Annotated in this window: 20 protein-coding genes; 11 read left to right on the top strand and 9 right to left on the bottom strand. The window is 73.5% G+C overall.

The window, feature by feature from the left end; genetic code table 11:
• Positions 1-3 precede the first annotated feature (3 nt).
• A complete protein-coding gene (locus tag ACLJTM_RS16995; RefSeq protein ID WP_411104774.1) occupies positions 4-1,056 on the bottom strand; it encodes an MBL fold metallo-hydrolase in 1,053 nt (350 codons plus the stop codon).
• 422 nt (positions 1,057-1,478) lie between these two features.
• Entirely contained in the window at positions 1,479-2,696 is a 1,218-nt protein-coding gene (locus tag ACLJTM_RS16990) for an aminotransferase class I/II-fold pyridoxal phosphate-dependent enzyme (RefSeq protein ID WP_411104773.1), read from the bottom strand.
• 301 nt (positions 2,697-2,997) lie between these two features.
• Here ACLJTM_RS16990 and ACLJTM_RS16985 point away from each other — a divergent pair, with 301 nt between their 5' ends.
• Positions 2,998-3,816 carry a methyltransferase domain-containing protein gene (locus ACLJTM_RS16985; protein ID WP_411104438.1) on the top strand — a complete coding sequence of 273 codons (819 nt, stop codon included), beginning with the start codon at positions 2,998-3,000 and terminating at the stop codon, positions 3,814-3,816.
• An 18-nt stretch (positions 3,817-3,834) separates the two neighbouring features.
• On the opposite strand, the gene ACLJTM_RS16980 is transcribed toward ACLJTM_RS16985, so the two are convergent.
• The 6 genes from ACLJTM_RS16980 to ACLJTM_RS16955 all read right to left on the bottom strand — a co-directional run bounded on the left by ACLJTM_RS16980 (position 3,835) and on the right by ACLJTM_RS16955 (position 11,761).
• Positions 3,835-5,808, bottom strand: coding sequence for a DUF5107 domain-containing protein (locus ACLJTM_RS16980; protein WP_411104437.1), 1,974 nt, complete (start codon positions 5,806-5,808; stop codon positions 3,835-3,837).
• Positions 5,809-5,872: 64 nt separating this feature from the next.
• On the bottom strand, positions 5,873-6,772 hold the full coding sequence (locus ACLJTM_RS16975; protein WP_411104436.1) for an arginase family protein: 900 nt from the start codon (positions 6,770-6,772) through the stop codon (positions 5,873-5,875).
• Between the two features lie 70 nt (positions 6,773-6,842).
• On the bottom strand, positions 6,843-8,837 hold the full coding sequence (locus ACLJTM_RS16970) for a prolyl oligopeptidase family serine peptidase (RefSeq protein ID WP_411104435.1): 1,995 nt from the start codon (positions 8,835-8,837) through the stop codon (positions 6,843-6,845).
• A 13-nt stretch (positions 8,838-8,850) separates the two neighbouring features.
• Positions 8,851-10,203 carry a M20/M25/M40 family metallo-hydrolase gene (locus ACLJTM_RS16965; RefSeq protein WP_411104434.1) on the bottom strand — a complete coding sequence of 451 codons (1,353 nt, stop codon included), beginning with the start codon at positions 10,201-10,203 and terminating at the stop codon, positions 8,851-8,853.
• A gap of 1 nt (position 10,204) precedes the next feature.
• Positions 10,205-11,038, bottom strand: a complete 834-nt coding sequence (locus ACLJTM_RS16960; RefSeq protein WP_411104433.1) for a M55 family metallopeptidase — start codon at positions 11,036-11,038, stop codon at positions 10,205-10,207.
• A 279-nt stretch (positions 11,039-11,317) separates the two neighbouring features.
• Positions 11,318-11,761, bottom strand: coding sequence for an SRPBCC family protein (locus ACLJTM_RS16955; RefSeq protein WP_411104432.1), 444 nt, complete (start codon positions 11,759-11,761; stop codon positions 11,318-11,320).
• Between the two features lie 160 nt (positions 11,762-11,921).
• Between ACLJTM_RS16955 and ACLJTM_RS16950 the strand changes: the two genes are divergently transcribed.
• Positions 11,922-12,965 carry an Rv2578c family radical SAM protein gene (locus tag ACLJTM_RS16950; protein WP_411104431.1) on the top strand — a complete coding sequence of 348 codons (1,044 nt, stop codon included), beginning with the start codon at positions 11,922-11,924 and terminating at the stop codon, positions 12,963-12,965.
• A gap of 112 nt (positions 12,966-13,077) precedes the next feature.
• Positions 13,078-14,640 (top strand): alpha/beta hydrolase, encoded by a 1,563-nt coding sequence (locus tag ACLJTM_RS16945; protein WP_411104430.1) that lies wholly within the window; start codon positions 13,078-13,080, stop codon positions 14,638-14,640.
• A gap of 51 nt (positions 14,641-14,691) precedes the next feature.
• Here the strand turns inward: ACLJTM_RS16945 and ACLJTM_RS16940 are convergent, their stop codons facing one another.
• The gene (locus tag ACLJTM_RS16940) at positions 14,692-15,252 is read right to left on the bottom strand and encodes an adenylosuccinate lyase (protein WP_411104429.1); all 561 of its coding nucleotides are present in this window, start codon (positions 15,250-15,252) and stop codon (positions 14,692-14,694) included.
• Between the two features lie 362 nt (positions 15,253-15,614).
• Between ACLJTM_RS16940 and ACLJTM_RS16935 the strand changes: the two genes are divergently transcribed.
• The 8 genes from ACLJTM_RS16935 to ACLJTM_RS16900 all read left to right on the top strand — a co-directional run bounded on the left by ACLJTM_RS16935 (position 15,615) and on the right by ACLJTM_RS16900 (position 25,752).
• A complete protein-coding gene (locus tag ACLJTM_RS16935) occupies positions 15,615-17,411 on the top strand; it encodes a 3-hydroxyacyl-CoA dehydrogenase family protein (RefSeq protein ID WP_411104428.1) in 1,797 nt (598 codons plus the stop codon).
• Between the two features lie 166 nt (positions 17,412-17,577).
• Positions 17,578-18,390 (top strand): TetR family transcriptional regulator, encoded by an 813-nt coding sequence (locus ACLJTM_RS16930; RefSeq protein ID WP_411104427.1) that lies wholly within the window; start codon positions 17,578-17,580, stop codon positions 18,388-18,390.
• Positions 18,391-18,804: 414 nt separating this feature from the next.
• Positions 18,805-20,142: a crotonyl-CoA carboxylase/reductase gene (gene ccrA, locus ACLJTM_RS16925; RefSeq protein ID WP_411104426.1), complete on the top strand. Its 1,338-nt coding sequence runs from the start codon at positions 18,805-18,807 to the stop codon at positions 20,140-20,142.
• Positions 20,143-20,161: 19 nt separating this feature from the next.
• Positions 20,162-22,213: a protein meaA gene (locus ACLJTM_RS16920; RefSeq protein WP_411104425.1), complete on the top strand. Its 2,052-nt coding sequence runs from the start codon at positions 20,162-20,164 to the stop codon at positions 22,211-22,213.
• A complete protein-coding gene (locus ACLJTM_RS16915) occupies positions 22,210-23,184 on the top strand; it encodes an HpcH/HpaI aldolase/citrate lyase family protein (protein ID WP_411104424.1) in 975 nt (324 codons plus the stop codon). The genes ACLJTM_RS16920 and ACLJTM_RS16915 overlap by 4 nt, the downstream gene beginning before the upstream one ends.
• A gap of 4 nt (positions 23,185-23,188) precedes the next feature.
• Positions 23,189-23,701 carry a MaoC family dehydratase gene (locus ACLJTM_RS16910; RefSeq protein WP_411104423.1) on the top strand — a complete coding sequence of 171 codons (513 nt, stop codon included), beginning with the start codon at positions 23,189-23,191 and terminating at the stop codon, positions 23,699-23,701.
• Between the two features lie 2 nt (positions 23,702-23,703).
• Positions 23,704-24,909, top strand: coding sequence for an acyl-CoA dehydrogenase family protein (locus tag ACLJTM_RS16905; protein ID WP_411104422.1), 1,206 nt, complete (start codon positions 23,704-23,706; stop codon positions 24,907-24,909).
• Between the two features lie 186 nt (positions 24,910-25,095).
• A complete protein-coding gene (locus tag ACLJTM_RS16900) occupies positions 25,096-25,752 on the top strand; it encodes a phosphatidylserine decarboxylase (RefSeq protein ID WP_411104421.1) in 657 nt (218 codons plus the stop codon).
• Positions 25,753-25,765: the final 13 nt, after the last annotated feature.

The following is a 25,765-nucleotide window of genomic DNA, read 5'->3' as shown; positions in this document are numbered from 1 at the left end:
CGCTCACGGCGCGCCGGGGGGTGGCGGGACGAGCGTGCGGGAGGCGCCGACGGGGAGGTCCCAGAGGTCTTCCCGGGGCAGCCCCGCCCGGTCCCAGGCGGCCCGGGTCCGGTGGAGGGGTTCCATGACGGGTTCCGCGGAGAGGACGAAGGTGCCCCAGTGCATGGGGGCCATGCGCCGGGCGCCGAGGTCGAGGCAGGCCTGGACGGCCTCCTCCGGGTCGGCGTGCACGTCGCGCAGCCACCAGCGCGGGGCGTAGGCCCCCACCGGCAGCAGGGCGAGGTCGATGCCGGGGTGGCGGCGGCCGATCTCACCGAACCAGTGGCCGTAGCCGGTGTCGCCCGCGAAGTAGACCCGGGTGCGCGCCGGACCGCGGGTGTCGGTGAGGACCCAGCCGCCCCACAGGCTGCGGCAGGTGTCGGTGAGGGAGCGCTTCGACCAGTGGTGGGCGGGGACGAACTCGAAGCGTACGCCGTCCAGTTCGGCGCACTCCCACCAGTCGAGTTCGGTGACCCGGGTGAACCCGCGGCGCCGGCACCAGCGGGCCAGGCCCGCGGGGACGAACAAGGCGGTGTGGCGGGGCAGCCGCTTGAGGGTGGGGGCGTCGAGGTGGTCGTAGTGGTTGTGGCTGATGAGCACCGCGTCCACCGGTGGCAGGTCCGCCCAGGGCACTCCGACGGGTGTCATCCGCGCGGGGGTGCCGAGGATCCGGCGGGACCAGACCGGGTCGGTCAGGACCGTCAGCCCGCCGGCCCGGATCACCCAGCTGGCGTGTCCGGCCCAGGTGACGCAGACCGTGCCAGGGGCGGCGGGGGGCAGCGGGGCCGGGTCGTACGGCAGGTCGGGGATGCCGCGCAGCCCTTCGGGGCCGGGTCGGAAGGCGCCTTCGCGGGCCAGCCTGGCGAAGGCCCGGACGCCGGGCAGCGGGGTGGTCAGCCGGTCCGCGAAGGAGCGGGGCCAGCGGCGGAGCTCTCCGAGGGGGCGCGGACCGGCAGCCGCCGGGCCGGGACCCGAAGCCGAGGCTGGACCCGAAGCCGGGGCGGGTCCCGAAGCCAGGGCGGGTCCCGAAGCCGGGGCGGGTCCCGAAGCCGGGGCTGGAGCCGGAGCCGAGGCGGGACCCGGAGCCGGGGCTGGACCCGGGGCCGAGGCTGGACCCGAAGCCGGGGCGGGTCCCGAAGCCAGGGCGGGTCCCGAAGCCGGGGCTGGAGCCGGAGCCGGTGCTGGCCCCGGGGCCGAGGCTGGACCCGAAGCCGAGGCTGGACCCGAAGCCAGGCCGGGACCCGAAGCCAGGGCGGGTCCCGAAGCCGGGGCCGGGGCGGGACCCGGAGCCGGGGCCGGACTTGGCGGCGGTTCCGGGTGTGGAGTCGCCGATGGGACCAGGGCCGCTGCCGGGGCGGGCGCGGCTGAGGCGGGCGGGGCGTCCGTCTGGTCCCTCATCGGGTCTCTCCGTTCACCGGGTCGGATCGGTCGGGCCGGCCTCAGACCAGCCCGGCCAGGACTGACCCGAGGAGGTCCAGGGAGCGCCGGACCTGCGGGAGGGCGAGGGGGTCCGCGGCGGTGAGCCCGGCCAGCCGCTCCTCGGGGGTGGCCCCCAGCAGCGGCCCGGTCGACAGCCGCACGCGCAGCGCCCCCATGTCGTCCGCGAAGCGCTGGCCGCCCGGTGCGGGCGCGCCGAGCCGCGCGCCGAGCCAGTCCTCCAGCTCCATGGCATCGCCCACGCCCTGCCGGGCGAGTCCGGCACGCAGCGGGGTGAGGTCGGCGTACAGGTGCCGGCCGGCCTGCGGGGGCCGGGCCAGGGCGCCCACGGCGAGCAGTTCGCGGTGTGCGGCGGCGGCCACCGCGCCGTGCAGGACGGCTGCCCGGCGGGCCCGGGCGGCGACCGCGGCGGGTTCCTCCAGCGCATGGGCGGCCGCCCCGGCGACGGGGCCGGCGACCAGCGCGCCGGTGGCGGTCAGCACGTCGAGGGTGCGGGCGCGCAGCCCGGCCCCCCGGGCGGTGGCCGGGAAGCGGACCACCGCGGCCGGCCACCCGGCCGGCAGCAGCGCACCCGCCAGGTCGACCAGGACGGCCGCCCGGTCGGGGAGCATCTCGGCGGGGCTCAGGACGAGGGTCTCGTGCGGCCGGTGCACGGTGTCGCGCCAGGTCTCGTCGGCCACCACGAACAGCCCGGCCGACTCGGCGGCCTCGCAGGCCTCGCGCAGCAGTTCCGGCGGGGGCACGGTCGCGGTCGGGTCGTCGGCCACCGACAGCAGCAGGACCCCCGGGTCGCCGCCCTCGGCGCGCACCCGCCGGACGGTCTCCAGGAGGGCGTACGGGTCCGGCACTCCGCCGCACTCGGCGGGGGTGGGCACGTGGTAGGCCCGGCGTCCCAGCAGTCGGACCTGCGGGGTCCACCAGGCGGGACAGGGCCGGGGCAGCATGACGTCGCCGCCGTGGGCGCCGAGCAGCGCGAGCAGCAGCCCCGCCGCACCCGGGCCTGCGGCCACGTCCTCCGGGGCGGTGGCGAGCCCGCGCCGGCCCCAGTGGCGGCACGCGGCCTCGCGGACGGGTCGGCCTCCGCCGGGCGGTTCGGGGGCGGAGCGTCCGGCGGCCGCGGCGAGGACGGACAGCAGCTCGGGGAGGACCGGCAGGCCGGGCTGGGGCGCCGGCGGACCGTACCGGACCGGGCCACGGCCCTCCGCCGCCGTGCGCTGCATCCCCTCCACCGGGTCCCGCCTTCCGCGCTCGCACCGCTCCACTCCGCCAGCCCTGCCCTTTATACGATTATTTGGCGGGTCATGCCCGTTATGGCTTCCCCGCTCGCTCCCCGACCGCACGGACGGCCGGACCCGGCTACCCGAGAGGGAGGCTTCACCGTCACCGGGCGGATCACGACGGACGCCACCTCCGGTGCCCCACAAGGGCGATGTCCACATGTCAAAACACCCATCTCAGATTCCGAACTGATCGTCTACGGTGGCGGCATCGCTTCGACGAGGAAACGAAGAGGGGTCGGCCATGAACGCCCAACAGGAGACCGCCGTCTACACCCACGGCCATCACGAGTCGGTGCTGCGCTCGCACCGCTGGCGCACGGCCGCCAACTCGGCCGCGTACCTGCTCCCCGAGCTGCGGCCGGGGCTGTCCGTCCTGGACGTGGGCTGCGGCCCGGGCACGATCACCGCCGACCTGGCGGAACTGGTCGCGCCGGACGGCCGGGTCACGGCGGTGGACGCGTCCGCGGAGATCGTCGAGCAGGCCCGCGCCCACGCCGCGGAGCGCGGTCTCGCCGGGGTCGAGTTCGCCACCGCGGACGTCCACGCGCTGGACTTCCCGGACGACACCTTCGACGTGGTCCACGCCCACCAGGTGCTCCAGCACGTCGGCGACCCCGTACGGGCCCTGCGCGAGATGCGCCGCGTGTGCCGCCCGGGCGGGATCGTGGCCGCCCGGGACGCCGACTACGCGGCCATGACCTGGTACCCGCCCACCCCCGGACTGGAAGACTGGCTGGGCCTGTACCGCCGGGTGGCCCGCGCGAACGGCGGCGAACCGGACGCCGGGCGCCGACTGCGGGCCTGGGCCCGCGAGGCCGGGTTCACCGACGTCCGGTGCACGGCGACCTCCTGGTGCTATGCCACACCGGAGGAGGCCGACTGGTGGTCCGGCCTGTGGGCGGACCGCACGACGGCCTCCGCCTACGCCGACCTCGCCGTCCGGGGCGGCCACGCCGCACCCGCGGACCTGGCCGCCGCCGCCGACGCCTGGCGCTCCTGGGGCGCCGAACCCGACGCCTGGTTCTCGGTGTTGAACGGCGAAATCCTCTGCCGGGCCTGAGGCGTGCCGGAGCGGCGCCTACGGGGCGGCCGGCGGGCGCACGCGGAAGTCGTAGCGCGCCGGCAGCGGGTGGTCCGTCAGGGTGGACCAGACGTCCGCCAGGGTCTCCTCGCCCTCCCTGAGGTCCGGGATCTCGAAGCCGTCCTCGAAGACCCGCCGGGCCGCGGCCACATGGCCCTCGGCGGCCAGCAGCCGCGCCGCCAGCAGCCGGAACCGGCCCTGCTCGCGCAGGGCGGGCCGCAGCCGGTCCCAGACCCGGCGCGCCTGAGGCAGCCGTCCGGCGGCCAGCAGGGCCGTCATGGCCTCCCGGCCCAGCGCCGACTCCGCGGCCGTCCACTGGTCGCCGCCCCGGCTCTCCGCGACCAGGTCCTCGAAGGCCGCCGCAAATCCGTCGGCCGCCCGCGCCGGATCCCCGGCCACGGCGTCGGCGACCGCCAGGCAGCGCAGCAGCGGCCACCGGGAGGGCGCCAGCGCCAGTCCGCGCTCCCAGCTGCGGACCGCCTGGGCCACATCGCCGGCGTGCCACTGGGCCACGCCCAGGTGGTACTCGGTGAGCGGGTCCGCCGGGGCCGTCTCCAGCATGTCCCGCCAGTGCTCGGCGACCAGGCTCGGCCCCGGCGGCGCCACCCGCTTCGGCGCCGGGAAGACCCCCGTGCGCCACAGCTCCAGCCAGGGGGCCTGCTCCTCGCCGAGGGTCGACTCGTCGAAGGGGGTGCCGGGCAGCCGGTGGCCCGCGCAGAGCACCTCCAGCGCGCCCCAGCCCGAGCCCGTCGCCAGCCGTTCGCCGGGCTCGGTGTCGGCGCAGGCGCGCCAGGCCTCGTACGCCGCGTCCACCCGGTCGCGGGGCAGGGCGGCCTCCAGCGCGTCCCCGGCCGCGGCGCGGGCCGCCGGCCAGTTCTCGCCGTGCACGGCCGACGGGTCCGCGGACAGCGGTCCGTACGCCTCCAGCCAGCTGAGCTCCGCGCCGCCCTCCAGCCGGACGTGCTCCAGCCGGGTGCGCGCCAGACCGGCCTGGATCTCGGCGTAGCCGCCGTTGCCCGGGGCGGTCAGCCACTCCTGCCAGCGGCGGCCGCCGGCGCCCGCCCCCCAGACGAACAGCTTGCGTCCGCGCAGTGCGCCGGTGGAGGTCTGGGCGAGCCCGTGGCCGTCGGCGTCCAGCGAGGCGATCCAGGGCCGGGCCTCGTCGGGCAGCTCGTAGAAGAATTCGGCCGGGTACTCGCTGCCCAGCGGGTAGGTGCGGTCCGCGTCCTCCCAGCGCGGCACCGGGATGCGGCGCAGGGAGCGCTCGTGGCCGAAGTACCAGGCCTCGTCGGCGGGCGCCAGGACGCGACGGCCCGGTTCCTCCGGGACCGCAGCGTGCGACCACCAGGAGACGGGTGAGGGCCGCTCGTGCGGATTGCGCACGCGGACCCCGGCGTACAGGAAGGCGGAGTCCTGCGGCAGCCACAGGTCGACCTGGAAGGGCAGGTCGCGCAGCCGCTCCCATTCCCACATCCGCAGCATCACTGCGCCGTCCGGCGCGGGGACGAGCGCGGCGTGCAGCGGAGCGCAGGACAGGGTGCCGTGCCCGGCGGCCCCGGTGTTCCATGCGATGCCGCCCGAGAACCAGGCACCGTTCAAGGCGAGGTTGGCGGGCTGGAACACCGGGTTGCGGTAGAGGAGTTCCCGTCCGGTCGGCAGGTGCACGAGCGAGTGGACGCGGCCGCCGAGACCGGGCAGGACGGTGGCCCGCAGATGGGTGTTCTCGATGACGACCGCGTCGAACTCCCGCTCCTCGCGCTCACGCCGGTAGCCGTCCGCGATCCGTACGGGCAGCAGCGAGCGCGGTGGGCCGTACCCGGCCTGCCGCACCCTGTCGCGCGGCAGGCCCTGGCGGGAGCGCTGGTCGAGCACGTGCACCCCGTCCGGTGCGCGCAGGGCGGGCAGCGGGTTCTCGGGGCCGGTCGGGGCGGCGGGGAGCGTCAGTACGGCACGGCGGACTGTGGTGGCCATGGGGAAAGGGAACACGCCGCGGCGGCCGGTGCACAGGGGTTCAGCGGATCACCACCGGTCAGGATTACGCAAAGGCGCCCGCGACCAGGTCGGCGAGGAGGGCGCCCGCACGTCCGTCCGGATCCAGGTCCGGGTCGTAGACGGTGACGTTGAGCCCCACGCACCTCGGGGAGCGCACCAGCACCGCGAGCAGTTCGCCGAGTTCGTCCGGGACGAGGCCCCCGGCGTCGGGGCTGTCCACGGCCGGCATGACGCCCGGGTCGAGCACGTCGGCGTCCAGGTGCACCCAGAAGCCGGCGGTGACCGGCGGGTGCAGCCCGTCCAGGGCGGCGCGCGCCACCGGCCCGGCTCCGCTCTCGCGGATCTCGGAGACGGTGGCCGCCGCGATCCCCGCGGCCCGCAGTTCCGCCAGGTCCGCGTCCCCGTCCCGGAGTCCGAAGAGGCGTACGTCCTCGTCCTTCAGGTAGGGCGCGAGTCCCTCCAGGTCGCAGAGGTCGCGCTGGCCGCGGCCGGTGGACAGGGCCAGCTCCCCGCCCGCGGCGGCGCCGACGGGCCCGTTCACGGCCTCGTTGCCGGGGTGGCGGAAGTCGGCCGAGCCGTCGATCGCCGCCAGTCCGTACCTCCCGATCCGCCGCATGGCGAGGGCGGCGCCCAGTTGGATCGAGCAGTCGCCGCCGAGTACGACGGGGAACTCCCCGGCCCGCAGGTGGCGTTCGATCCGGTCGGCGAGGGTGGTGGTGTACGCGGCGATGGCAGCGGCGTGGAACACCCCGTCGCCCTCCTGCCAGGTGCCGCGGTCGTAGCGCGGCGGGACCACCACGCCGCCTTCGCGGGCACCGAGCCGGGCCAGCAGGCCCTGGTCGCGCAGGGCGCCGGCCAGTTTGTACACCCCGGGGACGGTTCCGGGGGCGGGCGGTCGCAGGCCGAGGTTGGACGGGGCGTCGAGGAGCACGAGGGATCGCATGGGCCCATCCTGTTCCACCGGCGTCCGGCAGGTACGGCGTTTCGGCGGCGGGCACCCGTCGGCCCGGGGTTCAGTCGTGCAGGGGCAGGCGGGGGACGTCCTGCCGTTCGATCCCGAAGACCTGGGCGTACAGCGACAGTTCGGCCTCCAGCGCCCGGACCACGGTGTCGGCCCGCCGGAAGCCGTGCCCCTCGCCCTCGAAGGCCACGTAGGCGTGCGGCACCGCCCGCCCCCGCAGGGCCGCCAGCAGCCGCTCCGCCTGGGCGGGCGGGCAGACGGGGTCGTCGAGCCCCTGGAGCAGGACGAACGGCGCCGTGATCCGGTCGGCGCGGGCCACCGGGGAGCGTTCGCGGTTGAGCACGGCGAGGGTCTGCGGCGGTCCGGCGAGGCCGTCGACGTAGCGGGACTCCAGGTCGTGGGTCTCCTCGGCGAAACCCGGCAGGTCCAGGACCGGGTAGCTGATCGCCGCGCAGGCGTAGAGGCCGGTGGCGGCCAGGGAGGCCGCCGCCGTCCAGCCGCCCGCGCTGCCGCCGCGGATGGCGAGCCGGCCCGGGTCCGCGGTGCCCTCGGCTGCCAGGGCGCGGGCCACGGCCGCGCAGTCCTCGACGTCGACCACGCCCCACTGCTCGCGCAGCCGCTCGCGGTAGGCACGGCCGTAGCCGGTCGAACCGCCGTAGTTGACCTCGACCACGCCGATGCCGCGGGAGGTGAAGTAGGCGATCTGCAGGTCGAGTACGGGCGGCACGTGGTCGGTGGGTCCGCCGTGCGCCCACACCACGTACGGGGGCAGTTCGTCGGCGGGGGCCGTGCAGGCCGGGTGGTGCGGCGGGTACACGTGCGCGTGGATCTGCCGGTCGTCGGGACCGGCGAAGGTGCGGTTCTGCGGCTCCGGGTAGTAGGCCGGGTCCACCGGGCGGGTCTCGGGCCCCTGCGGCCCGGCGATCGCCCGGGCGTGCCCGCCGGCCGTGTCCAGCTCCACCACCTCGTAGGGGCTGCGCGGGCTGGCGGCGACCCCGTAGACCCGGCTGCCGCACACGGCGAGCGTCGGCTGCCAGGCGGTCCAGGGTCCGGCCGCGTCCACCAGGTCGCCGCTGTCGGGGTCCAGGACGCCGAGCACCGAGGAGCCCTGGCCGTGCAGGACCGCGAGGAGGCCGTCGGGGAGGGGGGCCAGCCAGCTCAGTCCCGGCTTCCACAGCGCTCCCCCGAACTCCTCCTCGCGGGGGCAGAGGTTGACCGCCTCCCCTGTGCCGGGGTCCACCCGGTACGGGTTCCACCAGCCGCTGCGGTCGCTCAGCGCGAGCAGGGCGCCGCCGGGGGTCCACTCCACCTGGGCGACGGCCTCCTCGGGGCCGCCGAGGACGCTGCGCTCCCCGGTGAGCCGCCCGTCGGCGGTGATCTCGGCCAGCCGCAGCTCGGTGCCGTCCCAGGGCATCCGGGGGTGGTCCCACACGAGCCGGGCGGCGTGCCGCCCGTCCGGGGAGAGCCGGGGCCCGGTGCTGAAGCGGTGCCGGTCGTCGGTCAGCTCGCGTACGGCCCCGCGGTCCTCGGCCGCCGAGCCGTCGAGCGGTACGGCGGCCAGGACCCGGCGCACGTCCGTCGGAGCCGGTCCGGTGAACTCCTCCAGCACGCACCACACTTCGCCGCCGCGCAGCACCGGGTCGGCCCAGCGCAGGCCGCCGCCGACCGCGCAGACGGGGGTGAGGGGCCGCGGCTGCGCGCCGCCGGGGGCGTCCGGCTCGTACGCGTACAGCCGCTGGTCGGCGAAGTGGACGAACACCAGCAGCGGTCCGCCGGCGTCCCGCTGCGCCCCGGCCCAGGGCCGGCCGCCGTACTCGGTGTAGCGGCTGCGCACGTTCCACGGCGCGGGCAGCGCGGTCGTCGCACGGCCGCCCTCGACGGTACGGCGCACCAGGGCGCGGCGGCCCCCTTCGCGGGGCCGGGGCTCGGTCCACCACACCTCGGGGCCGATCGCGCCGAGGTACTCGGGCCGCCCGTCGAGCGCTGCGGCGAGGCCCGCGTCGATGGGCGAGGGCCAGCTTCCGTAGGGCAGGGTGTGCGCCGCCATCACAGGGTTCCCCTCAGAGAGTCCGCAGCGCGTGGTCGAGGACCCGGACGCCGAAGTGCAGGGCTTCGACGGGGACGCGTTCGTCCACGCCGTGGAAGAGGGACCAGTAGTCGAAGCCGGGCGGGAGCTTCAGGGGGGAGAAGCCGTAGCCGGTGATACCGAGGCGGGAGAACTGCTTGGCGTCGGTGCCGCCCGCCATGCAGAACGGCACCACGCGGCCGCCGGGGTCGAACCGTTCGACGGATTCCCGCAGGACGGCGAAGGTCCGTCCGTCCACCGGTGCCTGCAGGGCGACCTCGCGGTGCTGGAACTCCCAGCGCACGTCCGGTCCGGTGAGTGCGTCGAGGGTGGCGATGAACTCGTCCTCGCCGCCGGGCAGCATCCGCCCGTCCACGTACCCGGTGGCCTCGCCCGGGACCACGTTGACCTTGTAACCGGCGCTGAGCATGGTCGGGTTGGCACTGTTGCGTACGGTCGCCTCGACGAGGGCGGCGGCGGGGCCGAGCCCGGCGAGCACGCCGTCGAGGTCGAAGCCCGGGGCGTGGGGGTCCACCGACAGGCCCTGGAGGGCGGCGAGTTCGGTGATGCAGGCGGCCACGGTGGCGGTGAGCCGGACCGGCCACCGGTGTTCGCCGATCCGGGCGACGGCGGCCGCGAGCCGGCTCACGGCGTTGGCCCGGTTGGGCTTGGACCCGTGTCCTGCGGTCCCCCGGGCGGTCAACTTCAGCCATGCGGTGCCGCGTTCACCGGCGGCGATCGGGTAGAGGACCGGTCCGCCGCCGGTGTGCACGGTGAAGGCGCCGGACTCGCTGATGCCCTCCGTGCAGCCCTCGAAGAGGTGCGGGTGGTGGTCGGCGAGGTAGCCGGCGCCGTCGACGGCGCTGTCCTCCTCGTCGGCGGTGTAGGCGATCACGACGTCCCGGCGCGGCCGCACGCCGGCCCGCGCCCAGGCCCGGACGACGGCCAGCACCATCGCGTCCATGTTCTTCATGTCGACGGCGCCGCGGCCCCACACCACCCCGTCGCGCACCTCGCCGGAGAAGGGGTCGACGCTCCAGTCGGCGGCCGTGGCGGGGACCACGTCGAGGTGTCCGTGGACGAGGAGGGCCTCGGCCGTGCGGTCGGTGCCCTCGATCCGGGCGACGACGTTGGTGCGGCCGGGGGTGCGCTCCAGCAGGACCGGCTGGAGTCCGGCATCGGCGAGCCGCTCGGCGACGTACTCGGCGGCGGGCCGCTCGCGGCAGTCGCCCCCGCCCCGGTTGGCGGTGTCGATGCGGATGAGGCCCGAGGTGAACTCGACCGCCTCGTCGAGCGCGACCGCGTCGACGGCGGCGCCGGGCGGGGCCTCGGCGGTGGTTGCGGGCATGTCAGCCATATTGCTCCTCCACGGCAGCCGAGACGACCGTCGTGACGGCCTTGAACGTCCGGATCCCCTCGTACATGGTCGCGCTGCGATACGCGACGCGGCGCTCGCCGCTGCGCTCCACGCCGGGGACCAGGGTGGCGGCCATGCCCAGGTGCTCCGCGTCGAACTCCAGCTCCACGGTGTGGGGGCCGCCCGGCACGGGCTCGCGGCGGACCGCGAGGGCGGTGGCCTCCTTGGCCGCGGCGCGGATGTCCGCGGCGGTGCGGGCGGGGGTCCGGCACACGGCGGCGTACCGCGAGACGTGGTCCTTGACGGCGACGGTCACCGCGTCCGGGGCGTAGCCCGCGGCGTCGGCGCAGGTCAGGTCGTCGCCGGTGACCAGGATCACCGGGACCCCGTACTCGGCGACGACGTGGGCGTTGAGCAGGCCCTCGCTGGCGCGGACGCCGTCGACCCAGACCCCGGTGATGGAGTTCGCGAGGTAGGTGTGGGCGAGGACCCCTTCGGTGCCGGCGCCGGTGTGGTAGCCGACGAAGGCGATCCCGTCGACGTCCCCGTGCTGGACCCCTTCGACCATGGAGAGGGTCTTGTGGCGGCCGGTGAGCATCTCGGCGCGGGCGTCGAGCTTCTCCAGCAGCAGGTTGCGCATGGTCCAGTGGGCCTCGTTGACGAGGACCTGGTCGGCGCCGCCGTCGTAGAAGCCGAGGACGGCGGCGTTGACGTCGGAGGTGAACATCGGCCGGCAGCGCTCCCACTGCGGCGTGCCGGGCAGGACGTCCGCGGGCCAGGTGACGCCCGTGGCGCCCTCCATGTCGGCGGAGATGAGGATCTTCATCGGGCCCCCGGGCGGTCGGGTGCACGCCGTCGGTGCACGCGGTCGGCCGCACGCGTCGCGGACGGCACGCTCAGGGCCCCACCCTAGCCGCCGGGGCCCCCGCGGGGCCGGGGCCACGCCCGGAGCCCGGCGGCCCCGGCGCGGCGGCGGAGCCGCCCGGTCCGGCGGCGCGGGCTGCTGCGGCCGGCGGCGGGGTCCGGCGCCGGGGGGGGCTCCGGCGGCGGGGTCCGGCGGCGGGGTCCGGCGGCCGGGCGGGCAGCCGCCGGGCACCGCCCTTGCTCAGCCCTCTACTTCACCCGCCAGGTTGGCGAGCAGGGTGTCGTAGATCCGGCCGAGGCCCTTGGGCGCGAAGGTGCGCTCGAAGAAGCCGCCGATGCCGCCGGCGCCGTTCCAGACGGTGGTGACGACGACCTTGGAGCGGCCCTCGCCGGCCGGGGTGACGGTCCAGGTGGTGACCATGGTGGAGTTGCGGTCCTTCTCCACCAGCTGGCCGTCGGTGGGCTCGGTGACCTCCAGGAGGCAGTCGCGCACGCGCTTGCTGGTGGCCTGGAGCTTCCAGTGGACGAGGGTGCCCTCGCCGTCCCCGCCCTCGCGCACCTCGTACTCGCTGAAGTGCTCGGGCAGCAGCTTCCCCCGGGTCCCGGCGTAGTCCGCCAGCGCGTCGAACACGGTTTCCGCGTCGGCCGCGATGATCCGCTCCGTGGTGGCCTCGACCTGCGCCATGGCTGTTCCTCCAGCAGTTGTGATCGCTCGTCACGGCGAAGCCAACCACCTCCGGGCGCGGTGCCCAAATCCGGGCCCGGCCGGGGGGCAGGCCTCCCGTCGCGCACGATCATGGGAACGTTTGTTCTATTCTCGGTCCAGAGCTACCGAAGGAGCCGCCATGCGCTGGGACAACTTGACCGAGGGCCCCACAGGCCCGGCCGCACTCTTCGGGACGGACGCCGTCGTCACGCGGACCCTCGACACCCCCGAGTTCCGCGGGATCACCTTCCACGAGGTGCGCGCCCGCTCGATCGTCAACCGGGTGCCCGGCGCCTCGCGCATGCCGTTCGAATGGACCGTCAACCCCTACCGCGGCTGCAGCCACGCCTGCGTGTACTGCTTCGCACGCAAGACCCACAGCCATCTCGACCTCGACACCGGGCTCGGCTTCGACTCGCAGATCGTCGTCAAGACCAACGCCCCCGAGCTGCTGCGCCGCGAGCTCGGCGCGCGCCGCTGGAACGGTGCGCACATCGCCATGGGCACCAACGTCGACTGCTACCAGCGCGCCGAGGGCCGCTACCGGCTGATGCCGGGGATCATCGAGGCGCTGCGCGACCGCGCCAACCCCTTCTCGATCCTGACCAAGGGCACGCTGATCCTGCGCGACCTGCCGCTGCTCCGGCAGGCCGCCGCGGTCACCGAGGTCGGGGTGTCGGTCTCCGTCGGCTTCACCGACGCCGGCCTGTGGCGGACGGTGGAGCCCGGCACCCCCTCGCCCGCCGCGCGGCTGGCCGCCGTCCGGACGCTGACCGACGCGGGCATCGAGTGCGGGGTGCTGATGGCGCCGGTCGTCCCCTTCCTCGGCGACGCCCCGGAGCAGCTGCGGGAGACGGTCCGGGCCGTGGCCGCGTCCGGCGCCACCTCCGTGACACCCCTGGTACTCCATCTGCGGCCCGCGGCCCGCGAATGGTTCATGTCCTGGCTCGCCGCGCACCATCCGCACCTGGTCCCGCGGTACGAGCGGATGTACGCGGGCGGGTCGTACGCGCCCACCTGGTACCAGCGGCAGATCACCCGCCAAGTCCACGAACTGGCCGCTGCCTTCGGCATCGGTCCGGGCGGGCGCGGGGCGGCCCGCCGCATCCCCGTTCCCGAGCGGCCCGGGGACGGTCCGCAGGGGTCCGGGTCCGCCGGCCCCGCCCAGCTGAGCCTGCTGTGACGGCGGGCAGCGCCTGAGGACTCATCAGATCGGGCCAATGGAGGCCCCAATACCGCCTTCCGGCCGTGGTTTCCGGGACGATTCCGCCCAGAACCCTCGGCTGGGAGGCCCCATGCTGCACCCCGTGAAGAAGCGCGCCGCTGTCCTGCTGTCGATCTCCACCGTCGCCGCAGTCCTGGCGACCCCGGTCACGGCCGCCCCCGCCGCCCCGGGGGCCTCGCAGGCCGCCCTGCGCTGGAGCAACTGCGCGACGCCGCGCTACCCGACCCTGCAGTGCGCCTCCCTCAAGGTCCCCCTGGACCACGACCGGCCTGCCGGACGGCAGATCTCGCTGGCCCTCACCCGGGTCCCGCACACCGCCGCCGCCTCCCAGGGCCCCCTGCTGGTCAACCCCGGCGGCCCGGGCGGCAGCGGCCGCACCCTCGCCGGGTTCGTCGCCTCCGCCCTGCCCGCGGACGTCGCCGCCCAGTACGACGTGATCGGCTTCGACCCGCGGGGCGTGGGGCGCAGCGAGCCCGCCCTCGACTGCGGCGGCGGCCACTTCACCCCGGTGCGCCCGGACTCGGTCCCCCGGGACGCCGCGACGGAGCGGGCCAACCTGGAGCGGGTCCGCTCCTTCGCGGAGTCCTGCCAGACCCGGCACGCGGATGTGCTCCCGCACATCGGCACCGTCTCGGCCGCCCGCGACCTGGACGTCCTGCGCGCCGCTCTGGGCGCCGAGCGGCTCAGCTACTTCGGCTACTCCTACGGGACCTACCTGGGGGCGGTGTACGCCAAGCTGCACCCCGGCCGGGTGCACCGGCTCGTGCTGGACTCCGTCGTGGACCCGGGCGGGGTCTGGTACCAGGACAACCTCGCCCAGGACCGGGCCTTCGACGCGCGCCACAAGGCCTTCCTGGCCTGGGTGGCGCGGTACGACGCGACCTACCGCCTGGGCTCCGATCCCGCGCGGGTCGAGGAGCGCTGGTACGCGATGCGGGAGGCCCTGCGCACCGGGCCGGCGGGCGGCAAGGTGGGGCCCGCCGAGCTGGAGGACACCTACATGCCGGGCGGCTACTACAACGGCTACTGGCCGAGCCTGGCCGAGGCCTTCTCGGCGTACGCGGTCCAGGGGGACGCGAAGCCGCTGGTGGCGGCGTACGAGCGGTTCGGGGCGGTGGAGCCCTCGGCGGGCAACAGCTACAGCGTGTACACGGCGGTGCAGTGCCGGGACTCGGCCTGGCCCCGGAGCTGGAACCGGTGGCGGGCGGACATGTGGCGCACGCACGCCGAGGCCCCGTTCATGACCTGGAACAACGCCTGGTACAACGCCCCCTGCGCGTTCTGGAAGACGGAGCCGCTGCGGGCCCCCGACGTGACCAACGGGGACCTGCCGCCCGCCCTCCTGCTCCAGGCGACCGAGGACGCGGCCACGCCGTTCGGGGGTGCGCTGAGCATGCGGGACAAGCTGAAGGGCGCGGCCCTGGTCGTCGAGGAGGGCGGCGGCAACCACGGCATCGCCCTGGCGGGCAACAAGTGCCTGGACGAGAAGGTCGCGGCGTACCTGCGGACGGGCCGGGCGGCGGATGCCGTCTGCCCCGCGCAGGCGGCCCCGAAGCCGGCCGCGGCCACCCGCGCGGTACCGCCCTCGGCCGGCGGCGCGGCCCTGCACGGACTGTTGGGCTTCCGCGGCTGAGCGGGCCCCCGGGGCGACGGCGGGGCGGGGTGGGGGGCCGGCCCGCCGGCTTCAGCCGAGCGCGTGCAGCGCGGCCGTGGCCGCCACCGCGAGGCGCGGGTGCGACTGGGCCCGGGTCAGCACCTCGCGGGCCCGCGGGTCCGCGAGGGCGCCGAGCCCCTCGACGCAGGCCAGGGCGACCCGCCAGTACGGATCGTGCGGGGACAGCAGCCGGGACAGCGTGGCGATCAGGGCCGGCGCCGACTCCGGCGCGCGCAGGGCGGTCAGGAGGCGGACCGGCTGGAGGGCGTAGGCCGTGCGCAGTCCGTTGGTGGCGAGGGCGGCCGCCGCGCGGGCGGTGCGCGGGTCGTCCAGGACGGCCAGCGCCTCGGCCGCGGCGGCGCAGCGCGGCGGGTCGCGGTGGTTCAGCAGCAGCACGAGGGGTTCGAAGGCGCGGCGGTCGCCCGCCAGTCCCAGCCGGTACGCCGCCAGTTCGCGGGCCCACAGGGGGAGCCCGGCCGAGGTCAGCGCATCGGCCAGGGCGTCGGGGCCGGCCGCGAGCAGCCGCTCGCACTCCGGGTACTCCGGCGAACCGGCGGCTTCCGTACGCAGGCGCTCCAGCACGTCGTTCACCCGGGCCACCCTAGGGCGTGCCGCCCGCCGCCGAGGGGGGTTCTCCCGTACGAGGACGACCCGGGATGATCGATGATCGATGATCGGTACATTTCGGCGGTACAGGTCACATCTCCGCACTCTGGCGCCCGAGTTACCGGCGGGTTACTGTCGATCCACACGTACGAGGGCGGCCTGGTGACGCAGCCGCCTCGTGCCGGTCGGTTCGTACTTCCACGGCGTGGCCCCGGGACAGGGCCGCTCCGCTTCCGCCCCCGGGCCTTCGCCCCGCGGGCTTGCCCGCACGGTTCCCCCTGCGGCATCCGCGCGCGTCGTGCGCCGCGCGCCCCCCAGTCGTCACCCTCTTCCACTGGAGTCCCTCGATGGACCGTCCGTCCAGTCAGCCCTCCCTCCAGACCATCGCCGTCGTCGGCCTCGGCACGATGGGCACCGGCATCGCCGAGGTCCTCGCCCGCGCCGGGCACGAGGTCATCGGCATCGACATCAGCGAGAACGCCGGCCGCCGGGCCGCAGCCGCCCTGGCCTCCGCCACCGCCCGCTCCGTCACCCGGGAGCTGCTCAGCGAGCAGCAGCGGGCGGACGTGCTGGCCCGCTTCCGCACCTTCGGCGACCTGGCCGCCGCCGCGGAGGCCGATCTCGTGATCGAGGTCGTGCCCGAGTCGTACGAGCTCAAGCAGCGGGTCTTCCGCGAGCTCGACGCGATCGTCCGCCCGGACACCATCCTGGCCACCGGCACGAACGCGCTGTCGGTGACCCGGCTGGCCGCCGAGTCCCAGCGGCCCGAGCGGGTGCTGGGCCTGCACTTCTTCAACCCGGCGCCGGCGATGAAGCTGGTCGAGGTGGTCTCCTCGGTCCTCACGGCCCCGCCGGCCGTGGAGGCCGTCACCGAGCTGGCCCGTTCGCTGGGCAAGGAGCCGGTGGCGGTCGGCGACCGTCCCGGCTTCGTCGCCGACGGGCTCCTCTTCGGCTACCTCAACCAGGCCGCCGCGATGTACGAGGCCAAGTACGCCTCCCGCGAGGACATCGACGCCTCGATGCGGCTGGGCTGCGGCCTGCCGATGGGCCCGCTGGCGCTGCTCGACCTGATCGGCGTGGACACCGCGCGCACCGTCCTGGAGGCCATGTACGCCTCCTCCGGCGACCGGCTGCACGCTCCGGCCCCGATCCTCGGCCACCTCGCCGAGGCGGGCCTGACCGGGCAGAAGGCCGGGCGCGGGTTCTACACGTACGAGGCACCGGGCAGCTCCACGGTGGTCCGCGACCCGCAGACCCCGGCGGAGGGCGGCGGGGCCGGCGGGGGCCGCCCGGTGCGCTCGGTCGGCGTGGCCGGTTCGGGCACCATGGCGAGCGGGATCGCGCAGGTCTTCGCGCAGTCCGGCTTCGCGGTGGTCCTGGCGGCCCGCAGCCAGGAGAAGGCGGAGGCCGCGAAGGCCGCGATCGGGAAGTCCCTGGGCCGTGCGGTGTCCAAGGGCCGACTGACCGAGGAGGCCGCCGCGGCCACCCTGGGGCGGATCACGCCGGCCGGTTCGCTGGAGGCGTTCGCCGAGGTGGACCTCGCCGTGGAGGCGGTCGCCGAGGACCTGGCGGTCAAGCAGGAGCTGTTCGCGGCCCTGGACAAGGTCTGCCGGCCCGGCGCGGTGCTCGCCACGACCACCTCCTCGCTGCCGGTGATCGCGGTCGCCCGGGCGACCTCGCGTCCGCAGGACGTGATCGGCATGCACTTCTTCAACCCGGCCCCGGCGATGAAGCTGGTCGAGGTGGTCCGCACGGTGCTGACCGCCGACGACGTGCACGCCACGGTCCGCGAGATCTGCCTCAAGGTCCGCAAGCACCCGGTGGACTGCGGGGACCGTGCGGGCTTCATCGTGAACGCCCTGCTGTTCCCGTACTTGAACAACGCCGTGAAGATGGTCGAGCAGCACTACGCGACCCTCGACGAGATCGACGCGGCGATGAAGCTGGGCGGCGGCTACCCGATGGGGCCCTTCGAGCTCCTCGACGTGGTCGGCCTGGACGTCTCGCTGGCCATCGAGAAGGTGCTCCACAAGGAGTTCCGCGACCCGGGCCTGGCCCCGTCCCCGCTGCTGGAGCACCTGGTGGCGGCGGGCTGCCTGGGCCGGAAGACCGGCCGCGGATTCCGTGAGTACGCCCGCCGGTAACCCCCGGCCGGGCCCTGAGCCGGATGCGTGGGGAGGGCTGCTCGGGTCCGCCGGACCCTCACGGCGGACTGACCCTCCCGAGCCCAGTGCGGGCTCTCCCCCGCATCCATCCCCCCGCCACCCCCCGCAGGCGCGGGCTCCGGCGCAGATGAAGTACTTTCGCTCTATGTCCCAGCCCGCCAAGACCCCGCCCCGCGCCTCCTCGGCCTCCGACGCCCCGGAGAGCGCGGCCGGCACCCGGGCGGCCGCGCAGCGGCTCAAGATGCGCCGGGAGCTCGCCGCGGCCGCCATGGAGCTGTTCGCGACCAAGGGGTACGAGGCCACCACGGTCGACGAGATCGCCGCGACCGCGGGGGTGGCGCGGCGCACCTTCTTCCGCCACTTCCGGTCCAAGGAGGAGGCGATCTTCCCGGACCACGACGACACCCTGACCCGCGCCGAGGCGGTCCTGGACGTGGCCCCGGCGCACGAGCACCCCCTCGACACGGTGTGCCGCGGGATCAAGGAAGTCATGAAGATGTACGCCGCCTCGCCGGCGGTGTCGGTGGAGCGCTACCGGCTCACCCGGGAGGTGCCGGCGCTGCGCGAGCGGGAGATCGCCTCGGTGGCCCGCTACGAGCGGCTGTTCACCCGCTACCTGCTGGCCCACTTCGACGAGCACGAGCCGCACGACGGGAACGACGACCCGCTGCTGGCCGAGGTGGCCGCCTCCGCGGTGGTGACCGCCCACAACCACGTGCTGCGGCGCTGGCTGCGGGCGGGCGGCCAGGGGGACGTGGAGGGGCAGCTGGACCACGCCTTCTCCATCGTGCGCAAGACCTTCGGTTCGGGGATCGGCGCCGGCCGCACCCAGGACCCGGCGTCCACCGCGCCGGCGGCCGTCCGCACGCAGGGCGAGGTGCTGGTGGCGGTGGCCCGTACGGACGCTCCGCTGGACGAGGTCATGCGGACCATCGAAGAGGCGCTGAAGAACACGTAGCGGCAGCAGGAAGCCGCTCGCGGCAGAGCGCGCGAGCGATGCTCGTCACAGCGGCCGCCCCCGGGGAGGGGGCGGCCGCTTCCGTTTGTCCAGCTTGCCCCTACTCGCCGGTAACTCTGATCGATCATCGCTCATAAGCGCAGGTCAATTGGCAAATGAGAGAAACTTTTGGCACGCGGTGCCTTGCTGAGTGACACGGGGTGCCATACGTTGAATCTCGTCCGGATGTCCCCGCGACCCACGCCCACCCGGCACGGAACGCGCCCCGGATTGCCTGCGTCACCAGGCACCGCACGCCCCACCACGGGCTGCCCAGCACCACCGCACCAGCCGGACCGACGGCACACCCACCACCTGCTCCACACCCCCTTTACCTCAGCGCACCCTCATCAGCGCTACGCCGGAGGCTCTCCCGTGAAGGACATCCTGGACGCGATTCAGTCGCAGTCCGCCACTGCCGCAGACTTCGCAGCCCTGCCGCTCCCCGACTCCTACCGCGCGATCACCGTGCACAAGGACGAGGCGGAGATGTTCGCCGGGCTCACCACGCGCGAGAAGGACCCGCGCAAGTCCCTGCACCTGGACCAGGTCCCCGTGCCGGAGCTCGGCCCGGGCGAGGCCCTGGTGGCCGTCATGGCCTCCTCCGTCAACTACAACTCGGTGTGGACCTCGATCTTCGAGCCGGTGTCCACCTTCAGCTTCCTGGAGCGCTACGGCCGCCTGTCGGAGCTCACCAAGCGCCACGACCTGCCGTACCACGTCATCGGCTCCGACCTCGCGGGCGTCGTCCTGCGCACCGGTCCCGGCGTCAACGCCTGGAACCCGGGCGACGAGGTCGTCGCGCACTGCCTCTCGGTGGAGCTGGAGTCCTCCGACGGCCACAACGACACGATGCTCGACCCCGAGCAGCGCATCTGGGGCTTCGAGACGAACTTCGGCGGCCTGGCGGAGATCGCCCTGGTCAAGTCCAACCAGCTGATGCCCAAGCCGGACCACCTCAGCTGGGAGGAGGCCGCCTCCCCCGGCCTGGTCAACTCCACCGCCTACCGCCAGCTGGTCTCCCGCAACGGCGCCGGCATGAAGCAGGGCGACAACGTCCTGATCTGGGGCGCCAGCGGCGGCCTCGGCTCCTACGCCACCCAGTTCGCGCTGGCCGGCGGCGCCAACCCGATCTGCGTGGTCTCCAGCCCCGAGAAGGCCGACATCTGCCGGGCCATGGGGGCGACCGCGGTCATCGACCGCACTGCCGAGGGCTACAAGTTCTGGAAGGACGAGCACACCCAGGACCCCAAGGAGTGGAAGCGCTTCGGCAAGCGCATCCGCGAGCTCACCGGCGGCGAGGACATCGACATCGTCTTCGAGCACCCCGGCCGGGAGACCTTCGGAGCGAGCGTCTACGTCACCCGCAAGGGCGGCACCATCACCACCTGCGCCTCCACCTCGGGCTACATGCACGAGTACGACAACCGCTACCTGTGGATGTCGCTCAAGCGGATCATCGGCTCGCACTTCGCCAACTACCGCGAGGCGTGGGAGGCCAACCGCCTGATCTCGAAGGGCAAGATCCACCCCACCCTGTCGAAGGTCTACTCCCTGGAGGAGACCGGCCAGGCCGCCTACGACGTCCACCGCAACCTCCACCAGGGCAAGGTCGGCGTCCTCGCCCTCGCCCCCGAGGAGGGCCTGGGCGTGCGCGACCACGAGATGCGCGCCACGCACCTCGACGCCATCAACCGCTTCCGCAACATCTGAAGGCCGGGGAACGCCTGAGATGACAGAGCGCCAGAAGGACCGTCCGTGGCTCATGCGGACGTACGCCGGCCACTCGACGGCCGAGGCGTCCAACGAGCTGTACCGCCGCAACCTCGCCAAGGGCCAGACCGGCCTGTCGGTCGCGTTCGACCTGCCGACGCAGACCGGCTACGACCCCGACCACGTCCTCGCCCGCGGCGAGGTCGGCCGGGTCGGGGTCCCGGTCTCCCATCTGGGCGACATGCGGCGGCTGTTCCAGGACATCCCCCTGGAGCAGATGAACACCTCGATGACGATCAACGCCACCGCCATGTGGCTGCTGGCGCTCTACCAGGTGGCCGCCGAGGAGCAGGGGGCGGACGTCTCGCAGCTCCAGGGCACCACCCAGAACGACATCGTCAAGGAGTACCTTTCGCGCGGGACGCACGTCTTCCCGCCGGGACCCTCGCTCCGCCTGACGACGGACATGATCGCGTACACGGTCAACCACATCCCCAAGTGGAACCCGATCAACATCTGCAGCTACCACCTGCAGGAGGCCGGGGCCACCCCGGTGCAGGAGATCTCGTACGCGATGTCCACGGCCATCGCCGTGCTGGACTCGGTGCGCGACTCGGGCCAGGTGCCCGAGGAGCGGTTCGGCGAGGTCGTCGCCCGGATCTCCTTCTTCGTGAACGCGGGCGTCCGCTTCGTCGAGGAGATGTGCAAGATGCGCGCCTTCGGCCGCATCTGGGACCAGGTCACCCGTGAGCGCTACGGCATCGAGGACGCCAAGCAGCGCCGCTTCCGGTACGGCGTCCAGGTCAACTCCCTCGGCCTCACCGAGGCCCAGCCGGAGAACAACGTCCAGCGCATCGTGCTGGAGATGCTGGCCGTCACCCTCTCCAAGGACGCCCGGGCCCGCGCCGTGCAGCTGCCCGCCTGGAACGAGGCGCTGGGCCTGCCCCGGCCCTGGGACCAGCAGTGGTCGCTGCGCATCCAGCAGGTCCTCGCCCACGAGAGCGACCTGCTGGAGTACGAGGACATCTTCGCCGGATCCCACGTGATCGAGGCCAAGGTCGAGTCCCTGGTGGCCGAGTGCCTCGCCGAGATCGACCGGATCCAGGAGATGGGCGGCGCGATGGCCGCCGTCGAGTCCGGGTACCTGAAGTCCCAGCTGGTCTCCTCGCACGCCGAGCGGCGGGCCCGGATCGAGGCCGGCGAGGACAAGATCGTCGGGGTCAACTGCTTCCAGCAGACCGAGGAGAACCCGCTCACCGCCGACCTGGACGGCGCGATCATGACGGTCGACGGCGCCGTGGAGGCGCTGACGGTCGAGCGCATCGTCCGCTGGCGCGCCGAGCGGGAGGAGTCCTCCACCCGCCAGGGCGGGGGCGACCCGTTCGTCTTCCCGACCACGCAGCAGGCCCTGGAGCGCCTCAAGGAGGCCGCGGCGGGCACCGAGAACCTGATGGAGGCCACCCTGGAGTGCGCCCGGGCGGGTGTCACCACCGGCGAGTGGGCCGGCGCCCTGCGCGAGGTGTTCGGCGAGTTCCGGGCGCCGACCGGGGTCTCCTCGGCCCCGGTGGCGGTCACCGCCGAAGAGGGCACGCCGATGGCCCTCGTCCGGCGGAAGGTCTCCCGCACGGCCGACGACCTCGGCTCCGGCCGGCTGCGGCTGCTGGTCGGCAAGCCGGGGCTGGACGGCCACTCCAACGGCGCCGAGCAGATCGCCGTCCGGGCCCGCGACGCGGGCTTCGAGGTGGTCTACCAGGGCATCCGGCTGACGCCGGAGGAGATCGCCTCGGCGGCGCTGGCCGAGGACGTGCACTGCGTGGGACTGTCCATCCTGTCCGGTTCGCACGGCGCACTCGTCCCGGACGTCATCGAACGCCTGCGTGCGGCGGGGGCGGGGGACATCCCCGTCATCGTCGGCGGCATCATCCCGAACGCGGATGCCGTGACGCTCAAGGCGGCCGGAGTCGCCGCCGTCTTCACTCCCAAAGACTTCGGCATCACGGAGATCATCGGCCGTATCGTCGACGAGATCCGGAAAGCGAACAAGCTCGATCCTCTGGAGGTCCCCGCATGACCACGCCCACGTCTCCCGTGAACCGGCTGCGCCCGCGCCGCTCCTGCCTCGCGGTGCCCGGCTCGAACCCGCGGTTCCTGGAGAAGGCCCAGGGCCTGCCGGCCGACCAGGTCTTCCTCGACCTGGAGGACGCCTGTGCCCCGCTCGCCAAGGAAGGCGCCCGCCACACCATCGTGGACGCGCTGAACAACGGCGACTGGACGGGCAAGACCCGGGTCGTGCGCGTCAACGACTGGACCACCCACTGGACCTACCGCGACGTCATCACGGTCGTCGAGGGCGCGGGCCAGAACCTCGACTGCATCATGCTGCCGAAGGTCCAGGACGCCCAGCAGGTCGTCGCCCTCGACCTCCTGCTGACCCAGATCGAGAAGACCATGGGCTTCGAGGTCGGCAAGATCGGCATCGAGGCGCAGATCGAGAACGCCAAGGGCCTGGTGAACGTCGATGAGATCGCCGCCGCCTCGCCGCGGCTGGAGACCATCATCTTCGGCCCGGCCGACTTCATGGCCTCGATCAACATGAAGTCGCTGGTCGTGGGCATGCAGCCGCCCGGCTACGGCGCGGACGCCTACCACTACATCCTGATGCGCATCCTGATGGCCGCCCGCACGCACAACCTGCAGGCGATCGACGGCCCCTTCCTCCAGATCAAGAACGTCGACGGCTACCGCGAGGTCGCCGGGCGCGCCGCGGCCCTCGGCTTCGACGGCAAGTGGGTGCTGCACCCCGGCCAGGTCGACGCCGCCAACGAGGTCTTCTCCCCCTCGCAGGAGGACTACGACCACGCCGAGCTGATCCTCGACGCCTACGACTGGTGCACCTCGGAGGCCGGCGGCAAGAAGGGCTCCGCGATGCTCGGCGACGAGATGATCGACGAGGCCAGCCGCAAGATGGCCCTGGTCATCGCGGGCAAGGGGCGCGCGGCGGGCATGCAGCGCACCAGCAAGTTCGAGACCCCGGAGGCGTAGCACCATGCAGTTCGGACGCACGTACGAGGAGTTCGAGGTCGGGGCCGTCTACAAGCACTGGCCCGGGAAGACGGTCACGGAGTACGACGACCACCTCTTCTGTCTGCTGACCATGAACCACCACCCGCTCCACATGGACAGCAACTACGCCGAGAACACCACCGACTTCGGCAGGAACGTGGTGGTGGGCAACTACATCTACTCCCTGCTGCTGGGCATGTCCGTGCCGGACGTCTCCGGCAAGGCGATCGCCAACCTGGAGATCGAGTCGCTGCGCCACGTGGCGCCGACCTTCCACGGCGACACGATCTACGGTGAGACCACGGTCCTCGACAAGACCCCGTCGAAGTCGAAGAACGACCGCGGCATCGTCTCCGTGGAGACCAAGGGCTACAAGCAGGACGGCACCCTCGTCTGCGTCTTCCGGCGCAAGGTGATGGTCCCGACCGAGACGTACATCAAGGAGCGCGGCGGCGAGCAGCCTGGCCGCCCCACGCTGAAGGAACAGGGGAAGTAGCCATGGCCCGACTCGCCCAGACCGCCGGGCTCACGGACGTCCAGCGGGAGATCCTCAAGACCGTCCGGGAGTTCGTCGACAAGGAGATCATCCCGGTCGCCACGGAGCTGGAGCACCGCGACGAGTACCCGCAGGACATCGTCGACGGCCTCAAGGAGCTCGGCCTGTTCGGGCTGATGATCCCGGAGGAGTACGGCGGCCTGGGTGAGTCGCTGCTCACCTACGCGCTGTGCGTGGAGGAGATAGCGCGCGGCTGGATGTCCGTGTCGGGCATCATCAACACGCACTTCATCGTGGCGTACATGCTCAAGCAGCACGGCACGCAGGAGCAGAAGGACCACTTCCTGCCCCGCATGGCGCTGGGCGAGGTGCGCGGCGCGTTCTCGATGTCCGAGCCGGCCCTCGGCTCCGACGTGTCGGCCATCACGTCCAAGGCGGTCAAGGACGGCGACGAGTACGTCCTGAACGGCCAGAAGATGTGGCTGACGAACGGCGGCAGCTCCACCCTGGTGGCCGTCCTGGTGCGCAGTGACGAAGGACACCCCGAGGGCACGGCGCCGCACAAGTCGATGACGACCTTCCTCGTGGAGAAGGAGCCCGGCTTCGGCGAGGTCCGTCCGGGGCTGACCATCCCGGGCAAGATCGACAAGATGGGCTACAAGGGCGTCGACACGACCGAGCTCATCATGGACGGACTGCGCATTCCGGCCAATCGGGTCCTGGGCGGGGCGACCGGCCGAGGGTTTTACCAAATGATGGACGGAGTCGAGGTCGGCCGCGTCAACGTGGCGGCGCGTGGCTGCGGGGTCGCTCAGCGTGCCTTCGAGCTCGGCGTCTCCTATGCCCAGCAACGTCACACTTTCGGTAAGCCGATCGCCGAGCACCAGGCCATTCAGTTCAAGCTGGCCGAGATGGCTACCAAGGTCGAAGCCGCCCATGCGATGATGGTCAATGCAGCACGCAAAAAGGACTCCGGGGAACGAAACGACCTCGAAGCAGGGATGGCGAAGTACCTCGCCTCCGAGTACTGCAAGGAGGTGGTGGAGGACGCCTTCCGCATCCACGGCGGGTACGGCTTCTCGAAGGAGTACGAGATCGAGCGCCTCTACCGCGAGGCCCCGATGCTGCTCATCGGTGAAGGTACGGCCGAGATCCAGAAAATGATCATCGGGCGGCGCCTGCTTGAGGAGTACCGCCTCCAGGGCTGAAAGTCCCCTTTGTGGCGAATCGTCCACGGGTTCGTCGCGAGCGGGTCACAGGCAGTCACTGGCCGACGGCCATCGACTCGGCTTCTGGCTTGCCCAGTTGTTGCGCGCAACCGATAGCATTCCAGTAAAGCCGCCGTCCTGTCCCCCCGTTTGCGGCGCGGCAATCACCCGCTACGAAGGTCATCCATGCCCCACAGCCAAACCTCTGCACCTCGCGTCGGCTTCCTCAACGGACGTCTCGCACGCGGAGCATCGCCGTGGCTCCTGCCGACCGTCGCCACCGCGGCGCTCAGCCTCACCCGGGCGCGCAAGTCCGGGCGCTGGGCCGCGGCGGCCGTGCCCGCCACCGCGCTCGCGGCGGGCATGCTGTGGTTCTTCCGCGACCCCGAGCGTGAGATCGCCCCGGGCCGTGTCATCTCGCCCGCCGACGGTGTGGTGCAGAGCATCATGCCGTGGAAGGACGGGCGGACCCGGGTCGCGATCTTCATGAGCCCGCTGAACGTCCACGTCAACCGCGCGCCCCTGGCGGGCACGGTGACGTCCGTGGAGCACGTCCCCGGCGGGTTCGTCCCGGCGTTCAACAAGGAGAGCGAGAACAACGAGCGCGTCGTCTGGCACTTCGACACCGAGCTCGGTGACATCGAGATGGTGCAGATCGCCGGCGCCGTCGCACGCCGCATCGTCCCGTACCTGCCGGCCGGCACCAAGGTCGAGCAGGGCGAACGCATCGGTCTGATCCGCTTCGGCTCGCGCGTCGACATCTACCTCCCCGAGGGCGTCGAGGTCGCGGTCGAGGTCGGTCAGACCACCACCGCGGGGGTGACCCGAATTGACCGTGACTGACCCCGAGACCCCT

The organism is Streptomyces sp. cmx-4-9 (assembly GCF_046548835.1).
Classification (GTDB): Bacteria; Actinomycetota; Actinomycetes; order Streptomycetales; family Streptomycetaceae; genus Streptomyces.
Note: the sequence above shows the minus strand (reverse complement) of the source record. Positions and strands in the feature narration are given on the sequence as shown.

Coding starts and splice junctions, on each gene's coding strand:
- ACLJTM_RS16990 (WP_411104773.1), bottom strand. CDS start 2,696: ATGCAGCGCACGGCGGCGGAGGGCCGTGGCCCGGTCCGGTACGGTCCG.
- ACLJTM_RS16985 (WP_411104438.1), top strand. CDS start 2,998: ATGAACGCCCAACAGGAGACCGCCGTCTACACCCACGGCCATCACGAG.
- ACLJTM_RS16980 (WP_411104437.1), bottom strand. CDS start 5,808: ATGGCCACCACAGTCCGCCGTGCCGTACTGACGCTCCCCGCCGCCCCG.
- ACLJTM_RS16975 (WP_411104436.1), bottom strand. CDS start 6,772: ATGCGATCCCTCGTGCTCCTCGACGCCCCGTCCAACCTCGGCCTGCGA.
- ACLJTM_RS16970 (WP_411104435.1), bottom strand. CDS start 8,837: ATGGCGGCGCACACCCTGCCCTACGGAAGCTGGCCCTCGCCCATCGAC.
- ACLJTM_RS16965 (WP_411104434.1), bottom strand. CDS start 10,203: ATGCCCGCAACCACCGCCGAGGCCCCGCCCGGCGCCGCCGTCGACGCG.
- ACLJTM_RS16960 (WP_411104433.1), bottom strand. CDS start 11,038: ATGAAGATCCTCATCTCCGCCGACATGGAGGGCGCCACGGGCGTCACC.
- ACLJTM_RS16955 (WP_411104432.1), bottom strand. CDS start 11,761: ATGGCGCAGGTCGAGGCCACCACGGAGCGGATCATCGCGGCCGACGCG.
- ACLJTM_RS16950 (WP_411104431.1), top strand. CDS start 11,922: ATGCGCTGGGACAACTTGACCGAGGGCCCCACAGGCCCGGCCGCACTC.
- ACLJTM_RS16945 (WP_411104430.1), top strand. CDS start 13,078: ATGCTGCACCCCGTGAAGAAGCGCGCCGCTGTCCTGCTGTCGATCTCC.
- ACLJTM_RS16935 (WP_411104428.1), top strand. CDS start 15,615: ATGGACCGTCCGTCCAGTCAGCCCTCCCTCCAGACCATCGCCGTCGTC.
- ACLJTM_RS16930 (WP_411104427.1), top strand. CDS start 17,578: ATGTCCCAGCCCGCCAAGACCCCGCCCCGCGCCTCCTCGGCCTCCGAC.
- ACLJTM_RS16920 (WP_411104425.1), top strand. CDS start 20,162: ATGACAGAGCGCCAGAAGGACCGTCCGTGGCTCATGCGGACGTACGCC.
- ACLJTM_RS16915 (WP_411104424.1), top strand. CDS start 22,210: ATGACCACGCCCACGTCTCCCGTGAACCGGCTGCGCCCGCGCCGCTCC.
- ACLJTM_RS16910 (WP_411104423.1), top strand. CDS start 23,189: ATGCAGTTCGGACGCACGTACGAGGAGTTCGAGGTCGGGGCCGTCTAC.
- ACLJTM_RS16905 (WP_411104422.1), top strand. CDS start 23,704: ATGGCCCGACTCGCCCAGACCGCCGGGCTCACGGACGTCCAGCGGGAG.
- ACLJTM_RS16900 (WP_411104421.1), top strand. CDS start 25,096: ATGCCCCACAGCCAAACCTCTGCACCTCGCGTCGGCTTCCTCAACGGA.